Origin of the sequence: Streptomyces sp. NPDC017940 (genome assembly GCF_044328435.1) — a bacterium.
Taxonomy (GTDB): domain Bacteria; phylum Actinomycetota; class Actinomycetes; order Streptomycetales; family Streptomycetaceae; genus Streptomyces.
In genome coordinates, this window is record NZ_JBIRHJ010000009.1 from 178,076 (window position 1) to 204,354 (window position 26,279).

Annotated in this window: 23 protein-coding genes and 1 pseudogene; 20 read left to right on the forward strand and 4 right to left on the reverse strand. The window is 71.0% G+C overall.

The annotated features are described in order from the left end of the window. Positions 1-10: 10 nt before the first annotated feature. Complete coding sequence (locus ACH4DX_RS29365) at positions 11-682, reverse strand: response regulator transcription factor (protein ID WP_016639462.1); 672 nt, start codon at positions 680-682, stop codon at positions 11-13. 15 nt (positions 683-697) lie between these two features. Further along, positions 698-1,678: a RecB family exonuclease gene (locus tag ACH4DX_RS29370; protein ID WP_398157372.1), complete on the reverse strand. Its 981-nt coding sequence runs from the start codon at positions 1,676-1,678 to the stop codon at positions 698-700. Between the two features lie 129 nt (positions 1,679-1,807). Between ACH4DX_RS29370 and ACH4DX_RS29375 the strand changes: the two genes are divergently transcribed. The 3 genes from ACH4DX_RS29375 (at position 1,808) to ACH4DX_RS29385 (ending at position 5,632) form a co-directional block, all read left to right on the forward strand. Further along, positions 1,808-3,742, forward strand: a complete 1,935-nt coding sequence (locus ACH4DX_RS29375; protein ID WP_398157373.1) for a site-2 protease family protein — start codon at positions 1,808-1,810, stop codon at positions 3,740-3,742. Positions 3,743-3,813: 71 nt separating this feature from the next. Beyond that, positions 3,814-4,716: a tRNA (adenine-N1)-methyltransferase gene (locus ACH4DX_RS29380; RefSeq protein WP_398121645.1), complete on the forward strand. Its 903-nt coding sequence runs from the start codon at positions 3,814-3,816 to the stop codon at positions 4,714-4,716. A 331-nt stretch (positions 4,717-5,047) separates the two neighbouring features. Then, the gene (locus tag ACH4DX_RS29385; RefSeq protein WP_398121646.1) at positions 5,048-5,632 is read left to right on the forward strand and encodes a hypothetical protein; all 585 of its coding nucleotides are present in this window, start codon (positions 5,048-5,050) and stop codon (positions 5,630-5,632) included. 148 nt (positions 5,633-5,780) lie between these two features. Here the strand turns inward: ACH4DX_RS29385 and ACH4DX_RS29390 are convergent, their stop codons facing one another. After that, entirely contained in the window at positions 5,781-6,095 is a 315-nt protein-coding gene (locus tag ACH4DX_RS29390) for a ferredoxin (RefSeq protein WP_398121648.1), read from the reverse strand. Positions 6,096-6,348: 253 nt separating this feature from the next. On the opposite strand from ACH4DX_RS29390, the gene arc reads away from it, so the two are divergent. The 5 genes from arc to prcA all read left to right on the forward strand — a co-directional run bounded on the left by arc (position 6,349) and on the right by prcA (position 12,214). Then, positions 6,349-8,115: a proteasome ATPase gene (arc, locus tag ACH4DX_RS29395; RefSeq protein WP_398157374.1), complete on the forward strand. Its 1,767-nt coding sequence runs from the start codon at positions 6,349-6,351 to the stop codon at positions 8,113-8,115. A gap of 260 nt (positions 8,116-8,375) precedes the next feature. Next, positions 8,376-9,887: a depupylase/deamidase Dop gene (gene dop / locus ACH4DX_RS29400; RefSeq protein WP_398121652.1), complete on the forward strand. Its 1,512-nt coding sequence runs from the start codon at positions 8,376-8,378 to the stop codon at positions 9,885-9,887. 143 nt (positions 9,888-10,030) lie between these two features. Further along, positions 10,031-10,249, forward strand: coding sequence for a ubiquitin-like protein Pup (locus ACH4DX_RS29405; RefSeq protein WP_398121654.1), 219 nt, complete (start codon positions 10,031-10,033; stop codon positions 10,247-10,249). A 186-nt stretch (positions 10,250-10,435) separates the two neighbouring features. Then, positions 10,436-11,281, forward strand: a complete 846-nt coding sequence (gene prcB, locus ACH4DX_RS29410; protein WP_398121656.1) for a proteasome subunit beta — start codon at positions 10,436-10,438, stop codon at positions 11,279-11,281. A gap of 48 nt (positions 11,282-11,329) precedes the next feature. After that, positions 11,330-12,214 carry a proteasome subunit alpha gene (prcA, locus tag ACH4DX_RS29415; protein ID WP_398157375.1) on the forward strand — a complete coding sequence of 295 codons (885 nt, stop codon included), beginning with the start codon at positions 11,330-11,332 and terminating at the stop codon, positions 12,212-12,214. Positions 12,215-12,267: 53 nt separating this feature from the next. Here prcA and ACH4DX_RS29420 read toward each other — a convergent pair whose 3' ends face one another. Further along, on the reverse strand, positions 12,268-13,302 hold the full coding sequence (locus ACH4DX_RS29420) for a LacI family DNA-binding transcriptional regulator (RefSeq protein ID WP_398157376.1): 1,035 nt from the start codon (positions 13,300-13,302) through the stop codon (positions 12,268-12,270). Positions 13,303-13,594: 292 nt separating this feature from the next. On the opposite strand from ACH4DX_RS29420, the pseudogene ACH4DX_RS29425 reads away from it, so the two are divergent. The 12 genes and pseudogenes from ACH4DX_RS29425 (at position 13,595) to ACH4DX_RS29480 (ending at position 26,061) form a co-directional block, all read left to right on the forward strand. Next, positions 13,595-14,854: pseudogene (locus ACH4DX_RS29425) on the forward strand (MFS transporter). A gap of 9 nt (positions 14,855-14,863) precedes the next feature. Continuing rightward, positions 14,864-16,225: a Pup--protein ligase gene (gene pafA / locus ACH4DX_RS29430; RefSeq protein ID WP_398121663.1), complete on the forward strand. Its 1,362-nt coding sequence runs from the start codon at positions 14,864-14,866 to the stop codon at positions 16,223-16,225. Between the two features lie 183 nt (positions 16,226-16,408). Continuing rightward, positions 16,409-17,410: an FKBP-type peptidyl-prolyl cis-trans isomerase gene (locus ACH4DX_RS29435; RefSeq protein WP_398121665.1), complete on the forward strand. Its 1,002-nt coding sequence runs from the start codon at positions 16,409-16,411 to the stop codon at positions 17,408-17,410. A 64-nt stretch (positions 17,411-17,474) separates the two neighbouring features. After that, positions 17,475-17,849: an FKBP-type peptidyl-prolyl cis-trans isomerase gene (locus tag ACH4DX_RS29440; RefSeq protein WP_058851768.1), complete on the forward strand. Its 375-nt coding sequence runs from the start codon at positions 17,475-17,477 to the stop codon at positions 17,847-17,849. Positions 17,850-18,029: 180 nt separating this feature from the next. After that, positions 18,030-19,046, forward strand: a complete 1,017-nt coding sequence (locus ACH4DX_RS29445; protein WP_398121669.1) for a helix-turn-helix transcriptional regulator — start codon at positions 18,030-18,032, stop codon at positions 19,044-19,046. A gap of 18 nt (positions 19,047-19,064) precedes the next feature. Beyond that, positions 19,065-20,078 carry a helix-turn-helix transcriptional regulator gene (locus ACH4DX_RS29450; protein ID WP_398121670.1) on the forward strand — a complete coding sequence of 338 codons (1,014 nt, stop codon included), beginning with the start codon at positions 19,065-19,067 and terminating at the stop codon, positions 20,076-20,078. Between the two features lie 109 nt (positions 20,079-20,187). Beyond that, positions 20,188-20,442, forward strand: a complete 255-nt coding sequence (locus tag ACH4DX_RS29455) for a hypothetical protein (RefSeq protein WP_398157377.1) — start codon at positions 20,188-20,190, stop codon at positions 20,440-20,442. A gap of 10 nt (positions 20,443-20,452) precedes the next feature. Next, positions 20,453-20,650, forward strand: coding sequence for a hypothetical protein (locus tag ACH4DX_RS29460; RefSeq protein ID WP_398121674.1), 198 nt, complete (start codon positions 20,453-20,455; stop codon positions 20,648-20,650). 215 nt (positions 20,651-20,865) lie between these two features. Then, a complete protein-coding gene (tatA, locus tag ACH4DX_RS29465) occupies positions 20,866-21,156 on the forward strand; it encodes a Sec-independent protein translocase subunit TatA (protein ID WP_398121676.1) in 291 nt (96 codons plus the stop codon). Positions 21,157-21,252: 96 nt separating this feature from the next. Beyond that, complete coding sequence (gene tatC, locus ACH4DX_RS29470) at positions 21,253-22,149, forward strand: twin-arginine translocase subunit TatC (protein WP_398157506.1); 897 nt, start codon at positions 21,253-21,255, stop codon at positions 22,147-22,149. A 91-nt stretch (positions 22,150-22,240) separates the two neighbouring features. Continuing rightward, positions 22,241-23,131, forward strand: a complete 891-nt coding sequence (locus ACH4DX_RS29475; protein WP_398157378.1) for a diacylglycerol kinase — start codon at positions 22,241-22,243, stop codon at positions 23,129-23,131. 119 nt (positions 23,132-23,250) lie between these two features. Beyond that, a complete protein-coding gene (locus ACH4DX_RS29480) occupies positions 23,251-26,061 on the forward strand; it encodes a DEAD/DEAH box helicase (protein ID WP_398121680.1) in 2,811 nt (936 codons plus the stop codon). Positions 26,062-26,279: the final 218 nt, after the last annotated feature.

Sequence of the window (26,279 nt, forward strand, 5' to 3'; positions counted from 1 at the left end):
CCGTCCCGGGCTACTGCGCTCCCGGCCGGACGAGGCCGCTCTCGTAGGCGTAGACCGCGGCCTGCACCCGGTCCCGGAGGCCCAGCTTCGTCAGGACGTGTCCCACGTGCGTCTTCACCGTGGTCTCGCTGACGAACAGGTCCGCGGCGATCTCGGCGTTGGACAGCCCCCGGGCCACCAGCTTCAGCACCTCCACCTCACGCTCCGTCAGCGTGTGCAGGGTGTCGGGAACCGGCTCGTCCCCGGAGGGCAGGTGCCCCGCGTACTTGTCGAGCAGCCGCCGCGTGATGCTCGGCGCCAGCATCGCCTCGCCCGCTGCGACCACCCGGATCGCCTGCACCAGCTCGTTGGCCGGGGCGTCCTTGAGGAGGAATCCGCTGGCGCCCGCGCGCAGCGCCTCCACCACGTACTCGTCGAGATCGAAGGTGGTCAGGACGAGGACCTTCGCGGGGCCGTCCCTGCCGGGTCCGGTGATCTGGCGGGTGGCCTCCACCCCGTCCATCCGCGGCATGCGGATGTCCATGAGCACCACATCGGGCTGTAGCGCCCGCACTTGGTCCAGCGCCTGAAGGCCGTCTCCGGCCTCGCCGACGACCGCGATGTCCTGCTCGGCTTCCAGGATCATGCGGAAGCCCGTACGCAGCAGCGGCTGGTCATCGACCAGTAGGACGCGGATGGCCACGTAATTCTCCTTCGCCTAGCCCGGGCCCATTCTGCCCTGCTCGTCACCGGGCGACTCCGGCGGCCTCACCGCGAGCGGATACGGCGGGGGCGTGCCGCCGAATTCCGGGCAGACCGCCCGGTGGTCGCACCAGCCGCACAGCTTCGTCGGGCGCGGCCGCCACTCTCCCGTCTCGGTGGCGCGGACGATGGCGTCCCACAGGGAGAGCAGCTTCCGCTCGACCCGGTGCAGGTCGGCTTCCACCGGGTCGTACGTGATGACGTCGCCGCTGCCCAGATACACGAGCTGGAGGCGGCGGGGGACGACGCCCTTCAGACGCCACACCACGAGGGCGTAGAACTTCATCTGGAACAGCGCGCCCTCCGCGTACTCGGGGCGGGGGGCCTTGCCGGTCTTGTAGTCGACGATGCGGACTTCGCCGGTCGGGGCGACGTCGACGCGGTCGATGATGCCGCGCAGCTTCAGGCCCGAGGCCAGCTCGGCCTCCACGAACAGCTCCCGCTCGGCGGGCTCCAGGCGGGTCGGGTCCTCCAGCGTGAACCACCGCTCGACCAGACGCTCGGCGTCGGCCAGCCACCGGGCGAGGCGCTCACCGGCGCCGTCCGCTCTGTCGGGGCCGCCCGCTCCGTCCGCGCCGCCCGCTCCGTCCGCGCCGCCCGCGCGGTCGTCCGTGGCAGCGGCGTGCTCGGGGTGCCCGGCGTCCTCCGCGAAGAGGTCGGCCAGCTCAGGCTTGGCCTCGCGCAGGCGCTCCCACTGGCCGGGGATCAGCGCCTTGGCCCGCGGCGCGGTGCGCTCGGTCGCGGGCGCGTCGAACAGTCTCTCCAGGACGGCATGGACCAGGGTCCCGCGGGTCGCCGCCTCGCTCGGCTTCTCCGGCAGCTTGTCGATCACTCGGAAGCGATACAGCAGCGGGCACTGCATGAAGTCGCTCGCGCGCGAGGGCGACAGGGACGCCGGGCGCGCGGCCACCCGGATGTCGTCGGTCCTGGTTTCCATGACCTCAGACCCTACGACCCGCCACTGACAACGGCCGCATACCATCGACGACAGACCCTCCCGCCCTGCATGATCGTGCGTGTACCGCGCCGGAGCAGGAGCGGGGGACGCATCGAACGAGGGGACATCGTGGACGAAAGCGGCGGCAGCGGCAGGCCGCAGTCCGAGAACGCGCCCGCCCAGGCGGAGAACGCGCCGTCCAGCCCGTCCCGCCCGGCGGCGCCCCACGGCCCGGCGGGGGAGCCCGGCCCGGCACCGGGTCCGTCCCGACCCGCGGCTGCGCCTCCCGGTGAGGAGTCCGGCCCCGGGGAGCCCTCGTCCCGTCCGGCGGCTGCGCCTCTCGGCGAGGAGCCTGGCCCGGGGAAGCCTCCGTCTCGACCGGCGGCTGCGCCCCGCGATGAGGAGCCCGGCCCGGGAAAGCCCCCGACCCGTCCGGCGGCTTCGCCTCTCGGCGAGGAGTCCGGCCCGGGGGAGCCCCCGTCCCGACCGGCGGCTGCGCCCCCCGGCGAGGAGTCCGGCCCCGGAAAGCCCCCGTCCCGTCCGGCGGTCGGTCGCCGCCAGGCCGGTGAGCCGGGTGCGCCGACGGACCCGGGCGCGCCCTCGGTCGACCCCGCCCCGGCCCGTCACGACGAACACGGCACGTCGCCGGACGCGCCGCGCCCGGGAGGCGCCCCCGGCGCCGACGACACGCCCGGCCCGGCGGGCGAAGGCGCGCGCCGTGCCGACGGCGGCTCCGGACCGGGGGCCGGGGGTGAGCACCCGGCGCCGCCGCGCCCCGGTGGTCCCGTGTCCGTCCGCAAGGAACACCCCGCCGACGGAGGGGCCGACCGGAGCGAGGCCTCCCGGACGGCGCGCACCCGGCGGGCGCAGGCGCACCACACCCCGGGCGAGCCGCCCAAGGAGGGGCCGAAGAACCCCGGTGGGGGTCTGCTCATGGGGCGCCCCTTCGGGGTGCCCGTGTACGTGGCCCCCAGCTGGTTCCTGGTGGCCGCGCTGATCACCTGGGTGTTCGGCGGACAGCTCGACCGCGTACTGCCCGAGCTGGGCAACGCCCGCTATCTCGTGTCGCTGTTCTTCGCGGTCGCCTTCTACGCCTCCGTGCTCGTCCACGAGCTGGCCCACACCGTCGCGGCCCTCCGCTTCAAGCTGCCGGTGCGCCGCATCCAGCTCCAGTTCTTCGGCGGTGTCAGCGAGATCGAGAAGGAGAGCGAGACCCCGGGACGCGAGTTCGTGCTCGCGTTCGTCGGCCCGTTGCTCTCCCTCGTCCTCGCGGGCGTCTTCTACGCGGGCATGCAGGCCGTGGAACCCGGCACCGTACCCGGCGTACTGCTCGCCGGGCTCATGATCTCCAACCTCATCGTCGCCGCCTTCAACCTGCTGCCCGGCCTGCCCCTGGACGGCGGCCGCATGCTGCGCGCCGTCGTCTGGAAGATCACCGGCAGGCCCATGAGCGGCACCGTCGCCGCCGCCTGGGTCGGCCGCGCGCTCGCCATCTCCGTACTGGTCGGCCTGCCGATCCTCAACCAGTCCGGCGCCCTCGGCGGCGAGACCCAGGACATCGGCGGCATGGACACCGTCACCGACGCCCTGCTCGCCGCGATCCTGGCCGCCATCATCTGGACCGGGGCCGGCAATAGCCTGCGCATGGCCCGGCTGCGCGAGCACCTGCCCGAACTGCGTGCCCGCGCGCTGACCCGGCGCGCCGTCCCGGTCGAGACGGACACCCCGCTGTCCGAGGCCCTGCGCCGCGCCAACGCCGCCGGGGCCCGCGCCCTGGTGGTCGTCGACCCCGACGGCGACCCCGTGTCGGTGGTCCGGGAGGCGGCCATCGTGGGCGTGCCGGAGCACCGCCGCCCCTGGGTGACGGTCAGCGGCCTCGCCCAGGACATCACCGAGGGCATGCGGATCCCCGCGGACGTGGCGGGGGAGGACCTCCTGGACCGGCTGCGGACCACGCCCGCGAGCGAGTACCTGGTCGTTGAGGAGTCCGGTGAGATCTACGGCGTCCTGTCCGCCGCCGACGTCGAGCGCGCCTTCGTCAAGGCCATGGCGCGCCCCAGCTGACACCCCGCGGCGGCGGGACCCGGCCGGCCTCGGTGGTCGGCGGGCCCTGCCGCGGCCGGTAGGCTGGTCACATGTCCGAACCGACCGGTGCCGCCCGCCGACGCGGGCCCTTCAAGGTCGGGGACCAGGTCCAGCTCACCGATCCCAAGGGACGCCACTACACGTTCACGCTCGAGGCCGGGAAGAATTTCCACACCCACAAGGGTTCCTTCCCGCACGACGAGCTGATCGGTGCTCCCGAGGGCAGTGTTGTCCGCACCACGGGGAACGTCGCCTACCTCGCGCTGCGCCCCCTGCTCCCCGACTACGTCCTGTCCATGCCCCGCGGCGCCGCCGTGGTCTACCCCAAGGACGCGGGGCAGATCCTGGCCTTCGCCGACATCTTCCCCGGCGCGCGCGTCGTGGAAGCGGGTGTGGGCTCCGGCTCGCTGAGCGCCTTCCTGCTGCGCGCCATCGGCGACCAGGGAATGCTGCACTCCTACGAGCGCCGCGAGGACTTCGCCGAGATCGCCCAGCAGAACGTGGAGCGCTACTTCGGCGGCTCCCACCCCGCCTGGCAGCTGACCGTCGGCGACCTCCAGGACAATCTGTCCGACACCGAGGTGGACCGCGTCATCCTCGACATGCTGGCCCCCTGGGAGTGCCTGGAGGCCGTCTCCAAGGCCCTGGTGCCCGGCGGCATCCTGTGCGCCTACGTCGCCACGACGACGCAGCTCGCCCGCACCGTCGAGTCGATCCGGGAGATCGGCGGCTTCAACGAGCCGACCGCCTGGGAGTCGATGATCCGCAACTGGCACATCGAGGGCCTGGCCGTCCGCCCGGACCACCGCATGATCGGCCACACCGGCTTCCTCCTCACCGCCCGCCGCCTCGCCGACGGCGTCGAGCCGCCCATGCGCCGCCGCCGCCCCGCCAAGGGCGCCTACGGCGAGGACTACAGCGGACCGAACGCCGACGGCGGCAACCCCCGCTGATCGCCCGCACCGGGAGACGGCCCGCCGTCCCCGGTACCCGCACAACGCACCGGCGCCGCCGCGAAGTTCCCCGCACCCCGCGGGAACTCCACGGCGGCGCCGTGCTGTTGGTCCGACCCCGCCGGGACGCGCACCGGTCCCGCCCGGACGAGCACCGACCTCACCGGGACGCGCACCGACCTCACCGGGACGCGCACCAGCCCCGCCAGGACGCGCACCGCCCCCGCCCGGACGGGCACCTGCGCCGACGACCCCGGTGTTCCCCGGCGGTGTGAGGTGTGGCACCATGCCGCCAACCCCACCGGCACAGTCCTCACAGGAGACACTCCTCGTGCAGAAACCCGCCGTCCCGGAACCGGCCCACAGGGTGGACCGGCCGTGGGCCTCGCGCCCGATCCACTGGCTGGCGACCGCCGCCGCGCTCGCCGCCGTCGTCGCGGCCTCCGGGTTCCTGCGGTCCGACCCGGCCACCGCCGCCCAGACCGGCTCCGAGGCGCGGTCCAGGAGCGCCCCGGCGCCCGCGCCCGACCCGGCCGCCGCCGACCTCCCGCTCGTCTGCCCCACCAAGCCGGTCGTCGCCAAGAAGGCGAGCGGCGACCTCGACGGCGACGGCAGCCCGGAGACCGTGGTGTCCGCGCACTGCCGGGCAGGCTCCGGCACCCCGCCCGACGCCCTGTACGTCATCACCCGCCCGCGCGCCGGCGAACCGCGCGTCGTCGCCACGCTCGTGGACACCAAGGACCAGCTCACGGTCAGTGACCTCGCGGTGCGCGGCGGCGCCGTGACCGCGACGCTGCTCGGCTACTCCTCGCTGGATGTGCCCCGCTGCTGCCCCGACCGCCGCGACGAGGCCAAGTGGCAGTGGAAGAACGGCGCGTTCACCCGCTCGACACCCGCCGCGGCGGGCAGGGCCTGACGCACCGCGCGCCCCGGCCGCCCCACGCGCCGCCGCACCGCGGGACGCGTGGGCCCCGCCGGAATCCGTCCGACGCCGAAGAGGGCCCGTGGATACCTTCGGACGGTAACCACGGACCCTCATTCGGTCACGGAGCGAAACAATCAGGTCACTCTGCGTCCGGGCCGTAGACCTCGACCCTGTCCGAAACTCGCCGTACGTGAATACAGTCACCCGGGCACTCCTTCGCGGAGTCGGTGACGTCGCGAAGAAGCGGCAGCGGCACGGGCGTTGTCGCCCCGGGCGCCTGCAACAGCTCGTCGTCCGCGCTCTTCACATATGCCAGACCGTCGATGTCCAGCTCAAAGACCTCCGGCGCGTACTGGGCGCAGATGCCGTCGCCCGTACACAGGTCCTGATCGATCCAGACCTCGAGCAGATCATGGCTCTCGCCCGCGGTCGGCGCCTCGTGCTGCACGGTCATCTCTCCTGCCGAAACTGCGTCGAGCAGGCCGATTTCGCTGCAAGTCCGGCCAGCCCTGACGGGTGTTGAACAGTTCGACCCTACAACCGGCAGCTTTCCGATGTCGTTGGGTGGGTATTCCCCTGGCGTGAGGGAGAGCGCAAGGGTGAAGATCGGACACACCCCCATCGTCTTTGTGATCTAGGGGTTTCAATCCGCACCCACCCAGGTAGGGTCAGGAAGCGTCCAGCTCCCCTTGGAGGAGGTGAGGACCGTGGCAGCCCACGACGACGACATCAACCGCGGCATCCGGCCGGGGCGAGGGTCTGAGGACCCAGCCGGTCAGGTTGCCTATCTCGAGCAGGAAATCGCCGTCCTGCGACGCAAGCTCGCCGACTCTCCGCGGCACACGAGGATTCTCGAAGAGCGGATCGTCGAGTTGCAGACCAACCTGGCAGGCGTATCCGCACAGAACGAACGACTTGCGAACACGCTCCGCGAGGCCCGCGACCAGATCGTGGCCCTCAAGGAGGAAGTCGACCGGCTCGCGCAGCCGCCGGCCGGCTTCGGGGTCTTCCTCTTGGCGAACGAGGACGGCACCGCCGACATCTTCACCGGCGGCCGCAAGCTCCGTGTGAACGTCAGCCCGAGCGTCGAACTCGACGAGCTCAGGCGCGGCCAGGAAGTCATGCTCAACGAAGCGCTCAACGTGGTCGAGGCCATGGAGTACGAGCGGGTCGGAGACATCGTCACCCTCAAGGAGATCCTCGAGGACGGCGAACGAGCCCTGGTGCTCGGGCACACCGACGAGGAACGGGTGGTGAGGCTCGCCGAGCCGCTCCTGGACGTCACCATCCGCGCCGGTGACGCCCTCCTGCTCGAACCCCGCTCCGGCTACGTCTACGAGGTCGTACCGAAGAGCGAAGTGGAGGAACTGGTCCTCGAAGAGGTCCCGGACATCAGTTACGAGAAGATCGGCGGCCTCGGCGGCCAGATCGAGATGATCCGTGACGCGGTCGAGCTCCCGTATCTCCACCCCGATCTCTTCAAGGAGCACGAACTGCGGCCGCCGAAGGGCGTCCTGCTCTACGGCCCGCCCGGCTGCGGCAAGACGCTCATCGCCAAGGCCGTGGCCAACTCGCTCGCCAAGAAGGTCGCCGAGGTCACCGGGCAGCCCGCGGGGAAGAGCTTCTTCCTCAACATCAAGGGCCCCGAGCTCCTCAACAAGTACGTCGGTGAGACCGAGCGCCACATCCGCCTGGTCTTCCAGCGCGCACGCGAGAAGGCGAGTGAGGGCACCCCCGTCATCGTCTTCTTCGACGAGATGGAATCCCTCTTCCGCACCCGCGGCAGCGGCGTCAGCTCGGACGTGGAGAACACCATCGTCCCGCAGCTGCTCGCCGAGATCGACGGTGTGGAGGGCCTGGAGAACGTCATCGTCATCGGCGCCTCCAACCGTGAGGACATGATCGATCCGGCCATTCTGCGGCCGGGACGCCTCGATGTGAAGATCAAGATCGAGCGCCCGGACGCCGAGGCGGCCAAGGACATCTTCGCCAAGTACCTCACGCAGCGCCTGCCGCTGCACGCCGACGACCTCGCCGAGCACGGCAGCGACAAGGCCGCCACGGTGCACGGCATGATCCAGTCGGTCGTCGAGCAGATGTACGCCGAATCCGAGGAGAACCGCTTCCTCGAGGTGACGTACGCCAACGGCGACAAGGAAGTCCTGTACTTCAAGGACTTCAACTCCGGCGCCATGATCGAGAACATCGTCGGCCGCGCCAAGAAGATGGCCATCAAGGCCTTCCTCGAACAGAACCAGAAGGGCCTCAGGGTCGCTCACCTCCTCCAGGCTTGCATCGACGAGTTCAAGGAGAACGAGGACCTGCCCAACACCACCAACCCGGACGACTGGGCCCGCATCTCCGGAAAGAAGGGCGAACGGATCGTGTACATCCGCACGCTCGTCACCGGAAAGCAGGGCGCCGACACCGGACGCTCCATCGACACGGTGGCCAACACCGGTCAGTACCTGTAGGCGAGCGGGCGGCTGCGGGTGCCCACTCCGGGTACCCGCAGCCGTCTGTTTTCCGCCGGTCGCGGGCGCCTCGCAGCCGCCGTCCCCGACCCAGCGAGAGCAAAGCAGGAAATGATCTCCCCACCAGCGCAGAGGCGTTCTAGGCTCTTCCGTACCGCCGAGTCGCGCAGTGCGGGGACGGGCACCGCACACGCACCGGAGAACCAGCGGTACTTGAGCGGCGCCCCCGACCGAGGGCGCCGCCGGGCAAGGAGGGCCGCATGACCGTACGGCGAGTAATGGGCATCGAGACGGAGTACGGCATCTCCGTCCCCGGCCACCCCAACGCCAATGCCATGCTCACCTCGTCCCAGATCGTCAACGCCTACGCAGCGGCGATGCACCGGGCGCGACGTGCCCGCTGGGACTTCGAGGAGGAGAATCCGCTGCGGGACGCGCGGGGCTTCGACCTCGCCCGCGAGGCCGCCGACGCCAGCCAGCTCACGGATGAGGACATCGGCCTCGCCAACGTGATCCTCACCAACGGGGCGCGTCTCTACGTGGACCACGCGCACCCCGAGTACAGCGCGCCGGAGGTCACCAACCCCCGTGACGCCGTCCTGTGGGACAAGGCGGGCGAGCGGATCATGGCGGAGGCGGCGGAACGCGCCGCGGCGCTCCCCGGGGCCCAGCCCATCCACCTCTACAAGAACAACACCGACAACAAGGGCGCCTCCTACGGCACGCACGAGAACTATCTGATGAAGCGGGAGACCCCCTTCTCGGACATCGTGCGCCACCTCACGCCCTTCTTCGTCTCCCGCCAGGTCTTCACCGGCGCGGGCCGTGTCGGCATCGGCCAGGACGGTCACGAGCACGGCTTCCAGCTCAGCCAGCGGGCCGACTACTTCGAGGTCGAGGTCGGTCTGGAGACCACCCTCAAGCGGCCCATCATCAACACCCGCGACGAGCCCCACGCCGACGCCGAGAAGTACCGCAGGCTGCATGTGATCATCGGCGACGCGAACCTCTCGGAGATCTCCACCTATCTCAAGCTCGGCACCACCTCCCTGGTCCTCGCCATGATCGAGGACGGCTTCATCGCGGTGGACCTGGCCGTGGACCAGCCCGTACGCACCCTCCACCAGATCTCGCACGACCCGAGCTTGCAGCACCTGGTCACGCTGCGCAGCGGCCGCACGCTCACCGCCGTACAACTACAGATGGAGTATTTCGAGCTGGCCCGCAAGTACGTCGAGGAGCGGTACGGCGCGGACGCGGACGACCAGACCAAGGACGTCCTCACGCGCTGGGAAGACGTCCTGAACCGGCTCGAGAACGACCCGATGAGCCTCTCCGGAGAGCTGGACTGGGTGGCCAAGCGGGAGCTCATGGAGGGCTACCGCCGCCGTGACAGCCTCGACTGGGACGCGGCGCGCCTGCACCTGGTCGACTTGCAGTACGCGGACGTGCGCCCCGACAAGGGCCTCTACAACCGTCTCGCGGCCCGCGGCAAGATGAAGCGCCTGCTCGACGAGAGCGAGGTCGAGCGGGCCCGCAGCAAGCCTCCCGAGGACACCCGCGCCTACTTCCGGGGCCGCTGCCTCGAGCAGTACGCCGACGACGTGGCGGCGGCCTCCTGGGACTCGGTGATCTTCGATCTGCCGGGGCGGGACTCGTTGCAGCGCGTGCCGACCCTCGAGCCGCTTCGCGGAACGCGTAATCACGTCAAGGAACTGCTCGACCGCTGTCGCACGGCGGAGGATCTGGTCAGGGTGCTCTCCGGCGGTTGAGAAGCGCCTGGGAAGCGGCTGAAAGCGCGACGTCCGGGGAATCACAGAGGTGGGCCCCGCACGTTGCAGAAAGTGCGGGGCCGATGTCGGACCCTGATTGTAGGGTCTGATCAAGAAACGTCGAACCGAGCGGGGTGAGGTAGATGGCGACCAAGGACACCGGCGGCGGACAGCAGAAGGCCACGCGTTCCACCGAGGAGGTCGAGGAGCAGACGCAGGACGCGCAGTCCTCGGAGGACCTCAAGGAACGCCAGGAGAAGCTGAACGACGACGTGGACTCGGTGCTGGACGAGATCGACGACGTGCTTGAGGAGAACGCAGAGGACTTCGTCCGTTCCTTCGTGCAAAAGGGCGGCCAGTAGGCCGGTCCACCCTTCGATTCCAAGGCCGCATAGGGTTTCGCCTCGCTCTGCACGCCGCGCACGGCGGCTGCGGGGCGGGCGACTCGGCCTGTGGCGTACTGTGCTTCAACTGCAATTCGGCCACCGGCACGTTGGGAGCACATCCCGACCCGTCAGTCGGGCCATCCATTACCTGGAAGGAAACGCGTGGAAGCCAACACTCGTAGCACCGGGCGTCTGCCGGCTGCCTTCCTGACGCCCGGTTCGTCGTCCTTCATGGACTTCCTCGCCGAGCAACAGCCGGAAATGCTGCCCGGAAAGCGGCGGTTGCCGCCGACGCAGGGCGTGGTCGAGGCGCCGCACGGCACGACCATCGTCGCGGCGACGTTCCCCGGCGGCGTGGTGCTCGCCGGTGACCGCAGGGCCACGATGGGCAATGTCATCGCGCAGCGTGACATCGAGAAGGTCTTCCCCGCCGACGAGTACTCCGCGGTGGGCATCGCGGGCACGGCGGGTCTGGCCGTGGAGATGGTCAAGCTCTTCCAGCTGGAGCTTGAGCACTTCGAGAAGGTCGAGGGGGCGACGCTCTCCCTGGAGGGCAAGGCCAACCGCCTCTCGACCATGATCCGGTCCAATCTGGGCATGGCGATGCAGGGCCTGGCGGTCGTGCCGCTCTTCGCGGGGTACGACGTGGACCGCGCCAAGGGCCGCATCTTCTCGTACGACGTGACGGGCGGCCGCAGCGAGGAGCATGGCTTCGCGGCCACGGGCTCCGGCTCGGTGTTCGCGCGCGGGGCGATGAAGAAGCTCTTCCGCGCCGACCTGACGGAGGAGCAGGCGACGACGCTGGTCGTGCAGGCGCTGTACGACGCGGCGGACGACGACTCGGCGACGGGTGGCCCGGATGTCGCCCGGCGCATCTATCCGATTGTGACGGTGATCTCCGAGGAGGGATTCCGGAGGCTGGCGGAGGAGGAGACCTCCGAGATCGCGCGCTCGATTCTGGCGCGCCGTCTTGAGCAGCCGGACGGCCCGAGGGCCGCGCTGCTCTGAGTGCCCCGTTGTTGTTGTGAATTTTTGACAGAAAGGGACGGATAGCCGGTGTCGACGCCGTTCTATGTCTCACCCCAGCAGGCCATGGCCGACCGGGCGGAGTACGCCCGCAAGGGCATTGCCCGCGGTCGCAGTCTGGTCGTGCTGCAGTACGCCGATGGCATTGTGTTCGTCGGTGAGAACCCGTCCCGAGCGCTGCACAAGTTCAGCGAGATCTACGACCGGATCGGCTTCGCCGCGGCCGGCAAGTACAACGAGTACGAGAACCTCCGCATCGGCGGCGTCAGGTACGCCGACCTGCGCGGGTACACCTATGACCGGGACGATGTGACGGCCCGCGGCCTGGCGAACGTGTACGCGCAGACGCTGGGCACGATTTTTTCCAGCAACGCCGAGAAGCCCTATGAGGTCGAGCTGGTCGTGGCGGAGGTCGGCGCGACCCCCGACGGCGACCAGATCTACCGGCTGCCGCACGACGGCTCGATCGTGGACGAGCACGGCTCGGTCGCGGTGGGCGGCAACGCTGAGCAGATCAGCACCTATCTCGACCAGCGCCACCAGGACGGCATGACCCTGGCCGAGGCGCTGAAGCTCGCGGTGCAGGCGCTCTCACGGGACACCAACGGCAGCGAGCGGGAGATCCCGGCCGAGCGCCTGGAGGTGGCGGTCCTCGACCGTACGAGGCCGCAGCAGCGCAAGTTCAAGCGGATCGTGGGCCGCCAGCTCGAGCGGCTGCTCGGCGGGGACGGGTCCGGCGACGCGTCGGCGGCCCCGGACTCCGAGGACGAGTCCGAGTCGAGCACGGACTCGACGGATGCGACGGATGCCAAGGGCTCGGCCGGCTCGACGGGCTCGGCCAAGTCCTCGGGTTCGACGGGTTCGGCCAAGTCGTCGGACGCGAAGGGTTCGACGGATCCCTCCGAGGAGTCGTAGCCGCGTAGCCCCACGGCCACGTACGGATGAGGAAGGGCCTCGTGCCCCGGCGTTCAGCGTCGGGGGGCGGGGCCCTTCGCCGTGGAGCCGCGGACGACCAGGCGCACGGGCAGCGGCTGCGGCTCGGGGGTGCGGCCGTCGAGGACGGCGATGAGCGTGTCCATGCCCTGCTCGCCAAAGCGTTCGGCGGGCAGGGACACGGTGGTGAGCTCGGGTTCGACGGCGGTGGCGAGGGTGAGGTCGTCGAAGCCGGTGACGCTGAGGTCGTCGGGCACGCGCAGACCGAGGCGCCGCGCGGCCTTGCAGGCGCCCGCGGCGAGCACGTCGTCGTCACAGATGACGGCGGTGGGCCGGGCCACGGAGGCCCTCAGGGCGGCCTCCGTGGCGGTGCGGGCGGCGTCGACGGCGAGGGCGGACCGGGCGGGTGTCACGGTGGCGCCGGTGCCGTGCAGCACGCTCCGCAGGGCGTCGCGGCGTACGTCGAACGTCCAGGAGCTGATGTCCGCGGCGAGATGCAGGAAGTCGCGGTGGCCGAGTGCGAGGAGGTGCTCGGCGGCCAGGCGCATGCCCTGGGCGATGTCGAGGTTGACGGTGGCGGCCCCGAGGCTGTGTGCGGGGTCGCTGTCGAGCATGACGAGGGGGAGCTCGTCGCCGCGGATGGTGGCAAGGGCCTCGGAGGCCATGGAGGAGGCGAGGACGCCGTCGAGGGAGGCGCGCGCGGATTCGAAGGGGTCGCGGGCCGGGGCGGTGACGTCCGGCGCGGGGTAGAGGACGACGCCGAAGCCGTGCCGGGCGGCGACCCGGGCCGCGCCGGTGTGCACGCGGGCGAAGAATTCGTTGGTGAGCGCGGGCACGACGAGCAGGGCGGTGCGGGTGCGGCCGAGGCGCAGGTTGCGGGCGGCCAGATTGGGGCGGTACCCGAGGTCCCGCGCGGCGGCCCGCACCCGCTCGGCGGTCCGCTCGGCCACCCGGCCCTGCCACTTGTCGCCGAGCACGAGGGACACGGTGGCCTGGGACACGCCCGCGGCGCGGCCGACGTCGCGGCTGGTGGGGCGCGGTGCCCCGCTGTCGTGCCGGGATCCGGCCACGAGACGCCTCCTGGTCGCTGTGGGCCCCGGGGGAGCCGGGACGGTGCATTGTGCCGTGCGGCGCGGTGTCGTACGCCGCTGTGCTGTACGCCGCCGTGGCGTACGTCATGAGTCGCGCTGTACGCCACGAGCCGCGCCGTACGCCACGTCGCGGGACGTGGGCGAGCGGTCGACTGATGGATTGGTGGACTAGTGGACTGGTGGACAGCGCACATGGTACGTATGACCCGCGAAGTTATACGTACAACGTGAGGCGCTGCGGCGCGCGGGCGGGGCGGGAAGAGGCTCACTGATGGCTTCCGGATACGGCGAGATCCTGCGGGCGCGGTACGCGACCCGCCTCCTCGCGGGCACGCTCGTGGGCCGCCTCCCCAACGCGACGGCGGCGATCGGCATCGTGCTGTTCGTCCGCGCGGAGGACGGCTCCTACAGCCTGGCCGGCGCGCTCGCGGCGGTGTACGGGGTGGCGACCGCGATCGGCTAGCCACTGCTCGGCCGCCTCGTCGACCTCCACGGCCAGCCGCGGGTGATGCTGCCGGCGGCGGTCGTCTCGGCGCTCGGCATGGCGGCGTTCGCGTGCACCGGACCCGACACCCTGGGCGTCGCCTACGGAGCGATGGTGGTGGCCGGTCTGTTCACCCCGCCGCTGGAGGGCGGCCTGCGCGCGCTGTGGTCCGACGTGCTCCCCAAGGAGGAGCAGGTCCACACGGCGTACGCGATGGACGCCGTGGCCCAGGAGGTCATGTTCACCGTCGGGCCGCTGCTCGTGACGGGCCTGATGTCGCTGTGGTCGGCCTCCGCCGCGCTGCTCGTGGTGAACGCCATCGGTGTGCTCGGTGCGCTGTCCGTCGTGGCGTCGCGGCCGTCGCGCGCGTGGCGTTCGGCGCCGCGTGCGGCGCACTGGCTCGGCGCACTGCGCTCTCCGGGCCTGCTCGCGCTCCTCGGCGCGTTCCTGTTCGTCGGGACGGCGCTCGGCGCCATCACGGTGGCCGGTGTCTCGTACGCGGACGGGCACGGCGGTGACGCGGTGTACGGCTGGATGATGGCGGGCCTGGGGCTCGGCGCGCTCGCTGGCGGGTTGGTCTACGGGGCGCGGCAGTGGAGCGGCGTGCCGGAGCGCCGCCTCGTGGTGCTCGTGGCGCTGCTCGCCCTCTGCTACGTGCCGTTGGTGCTGACGCCGGGAACGGTGGGGATGGTGGCCCTGACGGCGCTGGCGGGGGTGTTCCTGGCCCCGGCGCTCGCCTGCGCGTTCATCGTGGTCGACCGGCACGCTCCGCGCGGCACGGTGACGGAGGCGTTCTCCTGGCTGGTCACGACGTTCACCGTGGTCACCTCGGTGGGCACGGCGGCGGGCGGCCCCGTGGTCGAGTGGGGCGGCACGGCGTGGGGGTTCGCCGTTCCGGGGCTCGCCGGTGGGGCCGCGCTGCTGGTGTTGGTGTGCACGGCGCGGGTGTTCGCGTCGGCGCAGGTGGAAGCGGTCGTTGCGGCTTCATCGGAAAATGATCGAAACGGGGCTGCCGAACCCGGTTTCAGTGCGGGGCATCGGGCGTAATGTTCAGTCATGGACCGCCGCATTTTCGGGCTGGAGAACGAGTACGGCGTCACGTGCACGTTCAGGGGACAGCGCCGTCTGTCGCCTGACGAAGTGGCGCGCTACCTCTTCCGCCGTGTTGTGTCATGGGGCCGCAGCAGCAACGTCTTTCTGCGGAACGGCGCCCGCCTGTATCTCGACGTGGGCTCACACCCGGAATACGCGACCCCCGAGTGTGACAACGTGACCGAGCTGGTCACCCACGACAAGGCCGGCGAGCGCATTCTGGAAGGCCTGCTCGTCGACGCCGAACGCCGCCTGCACGAGGAGGGAATCGCGGGCGACGTCTATCTCTTCAAGAACAACACCGACTCGGCGGGAAACTCCTATGGTTGCCACGAGAACTATCTCGTGGCCCGGCACGGGGAGTTCTCGCGGCTGGCGGACATCCTCATTCCGTTCCTCGTCACCCGGCAGTTGCTGTGCGGTGCGGGCAAGGTGCTCCAGACCCCGCGCGGCGCGGTGTACTGCGTCAGCCAGCGCGCCGAGCACATCTGGGAGGGCGTCTCGTCCGCGACGACCCGTTCGCGGCCGATCATCAACACGCGTGACGAGCCGCACGCGGACGCCGAGCGCTATCGCCGGCTTCATGTGATCGTCGGCGACTCGAACATGTCCGAGACGACCATGCTCCTGAAGGTGGGCGCGACCGATCTCGTCCTGCGGATGATCGAAGCGGGCACGGTGATGCGCGACCTGACGCTGGAGAACCCCATCCGGGCCATCCGCGAGGTCAGCCACGACACCACAGGACGCCGCAAGGTCCGCCTCGCCAGCGGCCGCGAGGCCTCCGCCCTGGAGGTCCAGCGCGAGTACTACGAGAAGGCCGTGGACTTCGTCGACCGCCGCGGCATCCGCACCGGAACCGTCGAGCAGGTCCTCGAGCTCTGGGGCCGCACCCTCGAAGCCATCGAGTCCGAGGACCTGGACCGCATCGCCACCGAGATCGACTGGGTGATGAAGTACAAGCTCATCGAGCGGTACCGCGCCAAGAACAATATGACGATGTCCCACCCGAGGGTCGCGCAGATAGACCTCGCGTACCACGACATCCACCGCCGCCGCGGCCTGTACTACCTCCTGGAGAAGAAGGGTCAAGCCGCCCGGATCTGCAACGACTTGAAGATCTTCGAGGGCAAGTCGGTGCCCCCGCAGACCACCCGGGCCCGGCTGCGCGGCGACTTCATCCGCCGCGCCCAGGAGCAGCGCAGGGACTTCACGGTGGACTGGGTGCACCTGAAGCTCAACGACCAGGCACAGCGCACGGTGTTGTGCAAGGACCCGTTCCGCTCCGTCGACGACCGGGTGGAGAAGCTCATCGCCGGAATGTGACCGGCGACGCGCCGAAGGGGGACCGGCGGGACGTCGCCGGGACACCGGTCGGTGGCCACTGAGACACCAGGGCGTTGTGGGAACGCAACGCGGGGCGCCGTACGTTCCTCGTACGGCGCCCTTCTCACTGCGTAGAGTTGCGCGCACGCCAACCACAAGATCGATCGATACGAGGCCCCCACCGTGCGCCGACGCTCACTTCTCCTGGCCGTTCCGGCCGGCCTGCTGACCCTGGCCGGATGCGGCGACGACGACAAGTCCGACAAGTCGAAGGTCAAGGACAAGGACAGCCCGTCCCCGTCGAACTCCACGCCGCCGAAGGCGAAGATCGTCGACGGTCCGGTGCCCGACGTGACCAAGGGCACCAAGTTCGGCGAGAAGCCGACCGTCGCCAAGGGCTCCGGCAAGCCGTCGTCCGACCTCGCGGTCAAGACCCTCATCGCGGGCAAGGGCGTCGAGGTGGCCAAGGGCGACTATTTGCAGGCCCACTACCTCGGCCAGATCTGGGACTCGGCCAAGGTCTTCGACAACTCCTACGACCGCAAGGCGCCGACGATCTTCCCGATCGGCGTCGGCCAGGTCATCCCCGGCTGGGACCAGAGCCTGGTCGGCAAGAAGGTCGACAGCCGCGTCGAGCTCGCCATCCCCCCGGAGCTGGGGTACGGCAAGCAGGGCAACAAGCAGGCGGGCATCAAGGGCACGGACACCCTGGTGTTCGTCGTCGACATCGTGAACACGTACGGCACCAAGAGCTCCGCCAAGGGCAAGGAAGTCGCCCAGGACAACATGGACCTGCCGAAGATCGGGACGAACACCGACGGCAAGGCCCCCAAGATCGACGTGCCCAAGAAGGACGCCCCCAAGAAGGTCGTCGGGACTTACGTCATCGAGGGCGACGGCGACGAGGTCAAGGCCAGCGACACCCTGCTCTGCCAGTACCGGGGCGCGCTCTGGGCCGACGGCAAGGACTTCGACTCCTCGTACAAGAGCGGCCAGCTCGCCCAGTTCTCCCTCGCGCAGGTCATTCCGGGCTGGCGGGAGGGCCTGACCGGCAAGAAGGTCGGCAGCCGCGTCCTGGTCGTGGTGCCGCCCAAGCAGGGCTACGGGGACAAGCCGCCGCAGGGCAGCACCATCAAGAAGGACTCCACGCTGGTCTTCTCCGTGGACATCCTCGCCAAGATGTGATCACCCCCGGGGTGGATGGCAGACTGTCCCGGTTGCCCCTCACGCACATGAGCAGGAGTTATTCGTGAACATCGACAAGCCCGAGATCGACTTCCCCGAGGGGGAGGCGCCCACGGAGCTCCAGATCGACGAGATCTGGGAAGGCGACGGCGCGGTGGCCAAGGCGGGCGACTTCGTCAAGGTCCACTACGTGGGAGTGTCCTTCTCCTCCGGTGAGGAGTTCGACGCCTCCTGGAACCGCGGCAACCCGCTGGAGTTCCAGCTGGGCGCCGGTCAGGTCATCGCCGGCTGGGACCAGGGCGTGCAGGGCATGAAGGTCGGCGGCCGCCGCAAGCTGACCATCCCGGCGCACCTCGCGTACGGCGACCGCGGCGCCGGTGGCGGCCGCATCGCCCCCGGCGAGACCCTGATCTTCGTCTGCGACCTGGTCTCGGTCTGACACACCCACCGGACGCGACCGAGTCCGCCCGGACGTGTCCGACGAGGGCCCATGCCTGCTCCGGCATGGGCCCTCGCGTGTCCGCTACCGGAGCCCCTCAGGACCGCACCCCTACCCTCGGCTTTTGCCGCGACACCCCCGGGCGGTACGGTCATCGGTCGGGAGAGAGAAAGGGCGTCGATGGCCATTGCCAAGGCCGAGCGGCTCATGAACCTGGCGCTGTGTCTGCTCGGGACCAGGCGACCGCTCAGCAAGCGCGAGCTGAGGGAGTCCATCGAGGCCTACGTCGAGGCCTTCGGACCGGGCCCCGGCGCCGCCTTCGGCCCCGGCCGCAGCGCGCTCTCCGGGCCGCCCGCCGGATCCGAGGACTCCTTCAACCGCATGTTCGAGCGGGACAAGGACGACCTGCGGGAACTGGGCCTGGTCATCGAGACGGTGGAGAACCTGGACGGCGAGGTCGGCTATCTGGCCCGCCGCGACAGCAACCGGCTGCCGCCCGTCAGGCTCGACGCCGAGGAGGCCGCGGCCCTAGGCCTCGCCGCGAAGGTGTGGCAGCAGGCCAGGCTCGCCGGTGCCGCGAGCGGCGCCCTCCAGAAGCTGCGCGCCGCGGGCCTGCCCGAGGACGTCGACCCCTACGAGGCGCACGGCGCCCTGGAGCCCCGCATCCCCGTGCACGAGGCGGCCTTCGAGCCGCTGATGCTGGCCTGCCGCGACCGCCGCCCCGTCGTCTTCGACTACCGCAAGGCCACCGCCGCGCACCCCGCTCCCCGGCACGTCGAACCCTGGGCCCTGGAGTGCTGGCGCGGCCACTGGTACCTGGCGGGCTGGGACCGCGACCGCGAGGCCGAGCGCGTCTTCCGGCTCTCCCGCATCACCGGCAAGGTCCGCTCGCGCGCGGGGAAGTTCCGGGCCGAGGTGCCCGACGTGGTCACCGTGCGGGAGACGGTGGCGAGCTGGGCGGGCGAGAAGGCCGACCGCACCGCGCTCATCAGGCTGCGCAAGGGCGCGGGCTACCCGCTGCGCGCCAAGGCCGTGGGCGCGCGGGAACTCGACGAGGGCTGGGACGAGTTGGAGATTCCGTACGGGCACGGGCTCGACGCCTGGCTGGTGGAGTTCGGGCCCGATGTGGTGGTCCTGGAGCCCGCCGAGCTCCGGGCCGACGTCGTGGACCGGCTGCGCGCCGTGGCCAAGGGCTGAGGGGGAACGTAACCAGCAATGGCCGCGAATGCCATCGACCAGACCAGGCGGATGCTGTCCCTGGTGACCTATCTGCGCGAGCGCCCCGGCGCCCGTGTCGCCGACGTCGCCCGGGCCTTCGGCATCAGCCAGGACGAGCTGATCTCCGACCTGGACGTACTGCCGCTGTGCGGGACCAGCTTCCGCGGCGGTGACCTGCTCGACATCGACACCGACGGCGAGCGCATCTGGTGGCACAACCCGGACGACGTCGCCGAGCCGTTGCGGCTCGCCGCCGACGAGGCCACGGCGCTGCTCGTGGCCGCCCGCGCGGTGTCCACGCTGCCCGGCCTGCGCGAGAGCGACCGGCTCGCGCTGCTGCGCGCGACGGCGAAGCTGGAGGAGGCGGCGGGCGAGGCGGCCGGGGCCAGCTCGCGGCTCTCGGTCACCTTCGAGTCCGAGGGCGGCGTCTTCGCCGACGTCGACCGTGCCATCTCCGAGCGGCGCAGGCTCTGGATCCGCTACTACTCCCCGGCCCGCGACCAGCTCACCGAGCGGGAGATCGACCCGATCCGCCTGGTCAGCGTGGGCCACACCTATGTGGAGGCGTGGTGCCGGCGCTCCGAGGCGCGGCGCACCTTCCGGCTCGACCGGGTCGCCGAGATCAAGATCCTCGACGAGCCGTCCGCGCCCCCGGAGGTGGAGCTGCGGGACCTCTCCGCCGGGCTCGTGCAGCCCGCGGCCGAGGACCCGGAGGTCGTGATCGAGGTCGGCCCCGGGGGCCGCTGGGTCGCCGAGTACTACCCGCACGACAGCGCGGAGGAGCTGCCCGACGGCGGTCTGCGCATCACCCTGCGCACCCCCGAACCGGCGTCCCTGCGCCGCCTCGCCCTGCGCCTCGGCCGCGAGGGTCACATCGTCTCCCCGCAGGACCTGGCGGACAACGCCCGGCGCGCGGCGCGCGAGGCGCTGGCTGCCTACGAGGGGGAGGCGGCGTCCGAGGAGGAGGCGCCGGGGGCCGACGCCGCCCCGTCGGACGGACCCGGCCGGTGACCGCGCCGCGACGTGCCCCGCGGCAGGGGAGCGATCCCGCGTGGGGCTGCGGGCCGGGGGCCGGAGTGCGACCGGGCGGGGTCGTGGAAGCCGAGGAGAGTTGCGCGGTATGTCACTGATGCCCCTTTCGTCACCTTCGGTGGGCGCGGTCCTCTTCAAGGCCGCCTGCCCCGAGTGCCGGGCGTGCTGCGAACTGTCGGCGGGGGCGCTGCGGTTGGCCATCGGTGCCAGTCGGCGGACGACCTTCTACTCCTTCACCTGCCCGGAGTGCGGCAACGCCGTGCGCAAGCCCGCCGGAGAGCGCATCGTCGAGCTCCTGACCGGCGGCGGGGTGCGGACGCTGCGGCTGCACTCGACCGTCTAGGCTCGACCCCATGTTCTGGGCGATGCTGGCGGTGGGCCTCGGGTTTTGCGGCCTCGCCGTCCTGAGTGTGTTCGCGATCAAGGTCTTCGTGGAGGCCCAGCGGCTCGGCCGCCAGGTGACCGAGACCACGCAGAAGATCAACAGTGCCGCCGAGGACCTGGAGAAGGCCGCGGCGGCGGTGGCCAGGGCGGGCCGGGACCTCGGCTGAGCCTGCCGCGCGACGGCGGCCTGTCGGCTCCCCCGGGGGCCGGGTACGCTGCTGAGGTGGTCCGAAATGTGAGGCGCGGGCCGCAACTGGGAGTATGCACGGGGATTGCCCCGCGTTTACTCCAGGGGGTTACGATCGCTGCCAAGCCCGGTGGTCGGACGACTGTCCGACAGCCGGTCCGACATCTGACGCCTCGGTGAAGAAGGTAGACAGCTATGGGTAGGCTCGGCCCCACCGAGATCATTCTGATCCTCGTCATCCTGGTCCTGCTCTTCGGTGCGAAGAAGCTGCCGGACATGGCCCGTTCCCTCGGCAAGTCGGCGCGGATCCTCAAGAGCGAGGCCAAGGCGATGAAGTCGGACGGCAAGAAGGACGAGGAGGCCCCGGCCGCCCCGCCCGCGCCCGCCGACCAGACCGCTCCGCCGCAGCGCACCATCCAGGCGGCCCCCGGCGACGTGACCAGCTCGCGCCCCGTCGCCGAGCCGACCGACACGACGAAGCGCTGACCCAGGGCCGGCCCCGACGAGCCGGCCTGCCGCACGAGATGAGGACGTGGGTTGCTTAAGTCTGCCCGCAACAAGGAGCGGGACCCCGAGGGGCGGATGCCCCTTGCGGACCACCTGCGCGAGCTCCGCAACCGGATCGCCAAGGGGATGCTGGCGATCGCGATCGTGTCGATCGTCGCCGCGTTCTACAGCGAGGACCTGATGAAGTTCCTCGCCGACCCCGTGCCCCGCTGCGAGAAGGGCGAGGCGACCACGGGCGGCGTCTGCGCCAAGGTCGCGTACATGGACCTGCTCTCGCCCTTCACCACCACGGTGAAGGTGTCCCTCATGGTGGGCATCGTCGTCGCGAGCCCGGTCTGGCTGTACCAGCTCTGGGCCTTCGTCGCGCCCGGACTCCACAAGCACGAGCGCAAGTACACCTACGCCTTCGTGGCCGCGGCCGTGCCGCTGTTCTTCGGCGGTGCCTGGCTCGCGTACGAGATCATGCCCATCAGCATCCGGGTCCTCCTCGGCATCACGCCCGAGGGCTCGGAGAATATCCTGCCCATGGACAAGATCCTCGACTTCAGCGTCAGGATGGTCCTGGTCTTCGGCGCCTCGTTCGAACTGCCACTGCTGCTCGTGATGCTGAACATGACGGGCATGGTCACCGGGCGCCGCATGCTCGGCTGGTGGCGGGGCGTCGTCATGGGCGTGTTCGTCTTCGGAGCCGTCGCGACCCCGACCACGGACCCGATCGGCATGCTCGCGCTCGCCGGTCCCATCGTCGTCCTCTACTTCTTCGCGGTCGGCTTCTCCGTCCTGAACGACAAGCGCCGCCGCCGTCGCGACCCGGACGCGGAACTCGACGACGACGAGGCCTCCGAGCTCGACCTCACCCCCGACCCGGTGGACGCCATCGACGCCGTCCCCGCCGCCAAGGCCCTGCCGGAGCAGGTGAACGGCGACAGCTCACGGTCGGCCAAGTACAACGGCTACGACGACGTCACCTGACCGGGACGGCAACCGACAGCACAGGGGCCGGACGCCCACCGCGTCCGGCCCCTTCTGGTTGCCGGGGCGCACCGCCTTGTAGGGTCCGCCCGTGACCAGCGAGATCACTCTCTTCGTCAATCCCACCGCGGGCCGCGGCCGCGGGGCGCACGCCGCCCAGCCCGCCGCGGCGGCCCTGCGGGCGGCCGGGTTCTTTGTGCGCACCGTCATCGGCGAGGACGCCGGGGACGCGCTGCGCCGGGCCCGCGCGGCCGTCGAGGCGGGCACCGGCGCCCTGATAGCCGTCGGCGGCGACGGCATGGCGAGCCTCGCCCTCCAGGCCGTGGCGGGGACCCGCACCCCGCTCGGCGTCGTCGCCGTCGGCACCGGCAACGACTTCGCGCGGGCCCTCGGCCTTCCCGTGCGGGAACCCGCCCTCGCGGGCGGCGTCGTCGCTACCGCGCTCAAGGAGGCCCGGATACGGGACGTCGACGCGGGGCGGGTGGGCGCGACCTGGTTCGGGACGGTGCTCGCCGCCGGCTTCGACTCGCGGGTCAACGACCGCGGCAACCGCACGCGCCTGCCCGTCGGGCGGTTCAAGTACGACCTCGCGATGATCGCCGAACTGGCCGCCCTCAAGCCCGTCCGCTACCGCATCACGCTCGACGACACCGACGTCCACGAGGTCGACGCGACCCTGGTCGCCGTCGGCAACGGCTCCTCGTACGGCGGCGGCATGCGGATCTGCGCCGGCGCCGACATGGCCGACGGCCTCTTCGACGTCACGGTCGTGGGGGAGTGCAGCCGCACCACGCTGCTCAAGGTGTTCCCGCGGGTCTACCGGGGCACGCACCTGGACCACCCCGTGGTCACCGTGCACCGGGCCGCCAAGGTGGAGCTCGCCGCGGCCGGAACCACCGGGTACGCGGACGGCGAACGGCTCGGCGAGCTGCCGCTCACCGCCCGCTGCGTGCCGGGGGCGGTGCGGATCCTCGGGCCCTGACACCGCCCCCGTACCGCCGTCACCTGCGGTTTCCTCCCGGGCGTCGGCCGCCTGCGGTTTTTCCGGGGCCCGATAATGATCGTCCGTTGTCAGTGGCGGCCGGTAGGCTCGAAAGCACGATGACAGAGGACCTCTCACCGGCCGAGCGGTATGCGGCGGCGCGCAAGCGTGCCGTCGAGCAGGCCACCGCACTCGCGTCCTTCCGCGAGATGTACGAATTCGGCCTCGACCCCTTCCAGATCGAGGCGTGTCAGGCGCTCGAAGCCGGCAAGGGCGTGCTCGTGGCCGCCCCCACGGGCTCAGGGAAGACGATCGTCGGCGAGTTCGCCGTGCACCTCGCCCTCCAGCAGGGCAAGAAGTGTTTCTACACCACGCCGATCAAGGCGCTCTCCAACCAGAAGTACGCCGACCTCGCCAAGCGGTACGGCGCGGACAAGGTCGGCCTGCTCACGGGCGACAACAGCGTCAACTCCGAGGCGCCGGTGGTCGTGATGACCACCGAGGTCCTGCGGAACATGCTGTATGCGGGCTCGCAGTCCCTGATCGGCCTCGGCCATGTGGTGATGGACGAGGTGCACTACCTCTCGGACCGCTTCCGCGGCGCCGTCTGGGAAGAAGTGATCATCCACCTGCCGGAGTCGGTCACGCTGGTGTCCCTGTCGGCCACGGTGTCGAACGCGGAGGAGTTCGGCGACTGGCTCGACACGGTCCGCGGCGACACCGAAGTGATCGTTTCCGAGCACCGTCCGGTCCCGCTGTTCCAGCACGTGCTCGCGGGCCGGCGGATGTACGACCTCTTCGAGGAGGGCGAGGGCAGGCGCAGGACGGTCAACCCCGACCTGACCCGGATGGCCCGCCTGGAGGCCAGCCGGTCGTACAACCCGCGGGACCGCCGCAAGGGCAAGATGGTCCGCGAGGCCGACCGCGAGCGGGAGCGCAGGTCGCGGTCGCGGATCTGGACGCCGGGCCGCCCCGAGGTCATCGAGCGCCTGGACGCCGAGGGCCTGCTGCCCGCCATCACGTTCATCTTCAGCCGCGCGGCCTGCGAGGCCGCCGTGCAGCAGTGCCTGTACGCGGGCCTGCGCCTGAACGACGACGACGCCCGCCTGCGGGTGCGCGAGCTGGTCGAGGAGCGCACGGCCTCGATCCCCGACGAGGACCTCCACGTCCTCGGGTACTACGAATGGCTCGAAGGCCTGGAGCGCGGCATCGCCGCCCACCACGCGGGCATGCTGCCGACCTTCAAGGAGGTCGTGGAGGAGCTGTTCGTGCGCGGCCTGGTCAAGGCCGTGTTCGCCACCGAGACCCTGGCGCTCGGCATCAACATGCCCGCCCGCAGCGTGGTCCTGGAAAAGCTCGTGAAGTGGAACGGCGAGCAGCACGCCGACATCACCCCGGGCGAGTACACCCAGCTCACCGGCCGCGCCGGGCGCCGGGGCATCGACGTCGAGGGCCACGCGGTCGTCCTGTGGCAGCGCGCCATGAGCCCCGAGCACCTGGCGGGCCTCGCGGGCACGCGCACCTATCCGCTCCGCTCCAGCTTCAAGCCGTCGTACAACATGGCGGTGAACCTGGTCGAGCAGTTCGGCAGGCACCGCTCGCGCGAGCTGCTGGAGACGTCCTTCGCCCAGTTCCAGGCCGACAAGTCGGTCGTCGGCATCTCCCGGCAGGTGCAGAAGAACGAGGAGGGCCTCGAGGGCTACAAGGCCGCGATGACCTGCCACCTCGGCGACTTCGAGGAGTACGCGCGGCTGCGCCGCGAGCTCAAGGACCGCGAGAACGAGATCGCCAAGCACGGCGCCGTACAGCGCCGCGCCGCCGCGGCGGCCGCCCTGGAGAAGCTCAGGCCGGGCGACGTGATCCATGTGCCGACGGGGAAGTACGCGGGCCTCGCCCTGGTGCTCGACCCCGGCCTGCCCGCGGGCCGTGCCAACGGACATCGCGGCTTCGAGCACCAGGACGGCCCGCGCCCGCTGGTGCTCACCGCCGAGCGGCAGGTCAAGCGGCTCGCGTCGATGGACTTCCCGGTGCCGGTGGAGGCCGTGGAGCGGATGCGCATCCCGAAGTCGTTCAACGCGCGCTCCCCGCAGTCCCGCCGCGACCTCGCCTCCGCGCTGCGCACCAAGGCCGGGCACATCGTGCCCGACCGGCACCGCAAGGGCCGCTCGGCGGCCGCCGACGACCGCGAGATCGCCCGGCTGCGCACCGAACTGCGGGCGCACCCCTGCCACGGCTGCGACGAGCGCGAGGACCACGCCCGCTGGGCCGAGCGCTATCACCGCCTGCTGCGTGACACCTCGCAGCTGGAGCGCCGCATCGAGGGGCGCACCAACACCATCGCCCGCACCTTCGACCGCATCGTGGCCCTGCTCACCGAGCTCGACTATCTGCGCGGCGACGAGGTCACCGAGCACGGCAAGCGCCTCGCCCGGCTGTACGGCGAGCTGGACCTGCTGGCCAGCGAGTGCCTGCGGGCGGGCGTCTGGGAGGGCCTCGGCCCGGCCGAGCTGGCCGCCTGCGTCTCCGCCCTGGTGTACGAGGCGCGGGTCGGCGACGACGCGCTCGCGCCGAAGCTGCCCTCCGGCAACGCCAAGGCGGCGCTCGGCGAGATGGTCCGCATCTGGGGCCGTCTCGACGCCCTGGAGGAGGAGTTCCGGATCAGGCAGGCGGAGGGCGTCGGACAGCGCGAGCCCGACCTCGGCTTCGCCTGGGCGGCGTACATGTGGGCGAACGGCAAGGGCCTCGACGAGGTGCTGCGCGAGGCGGAGATGCCGGCCGGGGACTTCGTGCGCTGGTGCAAGCAGGTCATCGACGTACTGGGGCAGATCTCCGCGGCGGCGCCGCGCGAGGGGGGCACGGTCGGGAAGAACGCGCGCAAGGCGGTGGAGCAGCTGCTGCGCGGAGTGGTGGCGTACAGCTCCGTCGGCTGACGTCCGCGGCATCGCAGTGGCCCCCGCCAGGTGGATCGGCGGGGGCCACCGCTGTGTCTCGGGCTCGGCCGCTACGCCCGGCCGCGCCTCGTGCAAGCGTCGGCCGCCTGCCCTGCGGGGCGGGGTGACTCCTTGCGGTCGAGTGGTAGCCGCGTGTGCAAATGGGGCCGAGTGTATGCCTGTTCGCGGGTGCTCGCAGAGGGTTGCCGAATATGACT

Bases quoted from the DNA above. Each gene is read 5' to 3' on its own strand.
- ACH4DX_RS29390 (WP_398121648.1), bottom strand. From the start codon at position 6,095: ATGACCGTGCAGCACGAGGCGCCGACCGCGGGCGAGAGCCATGATCTG.
- pafA (WP_398121663.1), top strand. From the start codon at position 14,864: ATGGACCGCCGCATTTTCGGGCTGGAGAACGAGTACGGCGTCACGTGC.
- tatC (WP_398157506.1), top strand. From the start codon at position 21,253: ATGCCCCTTGCGGACCACCTGCGCGAGCTCCGCAACCGGATCGCCAAG.
- tatA (WP_398121676.1), top strand. From the start codon at position 20,866: ATGGGTAGGCTCGGCCCCACCGAGATCATTCTGATCCTCGTCATCCTG.
- ACH4DX_RS29450 (WP_398121670.1), top strand. From the start codon at position 19,065: ATGGCCGCGAATGCCATCGACCAGACCAGGCGGATGCTGTCCCTGGTG.
- ACH4DX_RS29405 (WP_398121654.1), top strand. From the start codon at position 10,031: ATGGCGACCAAGGACACCGGCGGCGGACAGCAGAAGGCCACGCGTTCC.
- ACH4DX_RS29445 (WP_398121669.1), top strand. From the start codon at position 18,030: ATGGCCATTGCCAAGGCCGAGCGGCTCATGAACCTGGCGCTGTGTCTG.
- ACH4DX_RS29480 (WP_398121680.1), top strand. From the start codon at position 23,251: ATGACAGAGGACCTCTCACCGGCCGAGCGGTATGCGGCGGCGCGCAAG.
- ACH4DX_RS29370 (WP_398157372.1), bottom strand. From the start codon at position 1,678: ATGGAAACCAGGACCGACGACATCCGGGTGGCCGCGCGCCCGGCGTCC.
- dop (WP_398121652.1), top strand. From the start codon at position 8,376: ATGACCGTACGGCGAGTAATGGGCATCGAGACGGAGTACGGCATCTCC.
- ACH4DX_RS29455 (WP_398157377.1), top strand. From the start codon at position 20,188: ATGTCACTGATGCCCCTTTCGTCACCTTCGGTGGGCGCGGTCCTCTTC.
- ACH4DX_RS29380 (WP_398121645.1), top strand. From the start codon at position 3,814: ATGTCCGAACCGACCGGTGCCGCCCGCCGACGCGGGCCCTTCAAGGTC.
- ACH4DX_RS29460 (WP_398121674.1), top strand. From the start codon at position 20,453: ATGTTCTGGGCGATGCTGGCGGTGGGCCTCGGGTTTTGCGGCCTCGCC.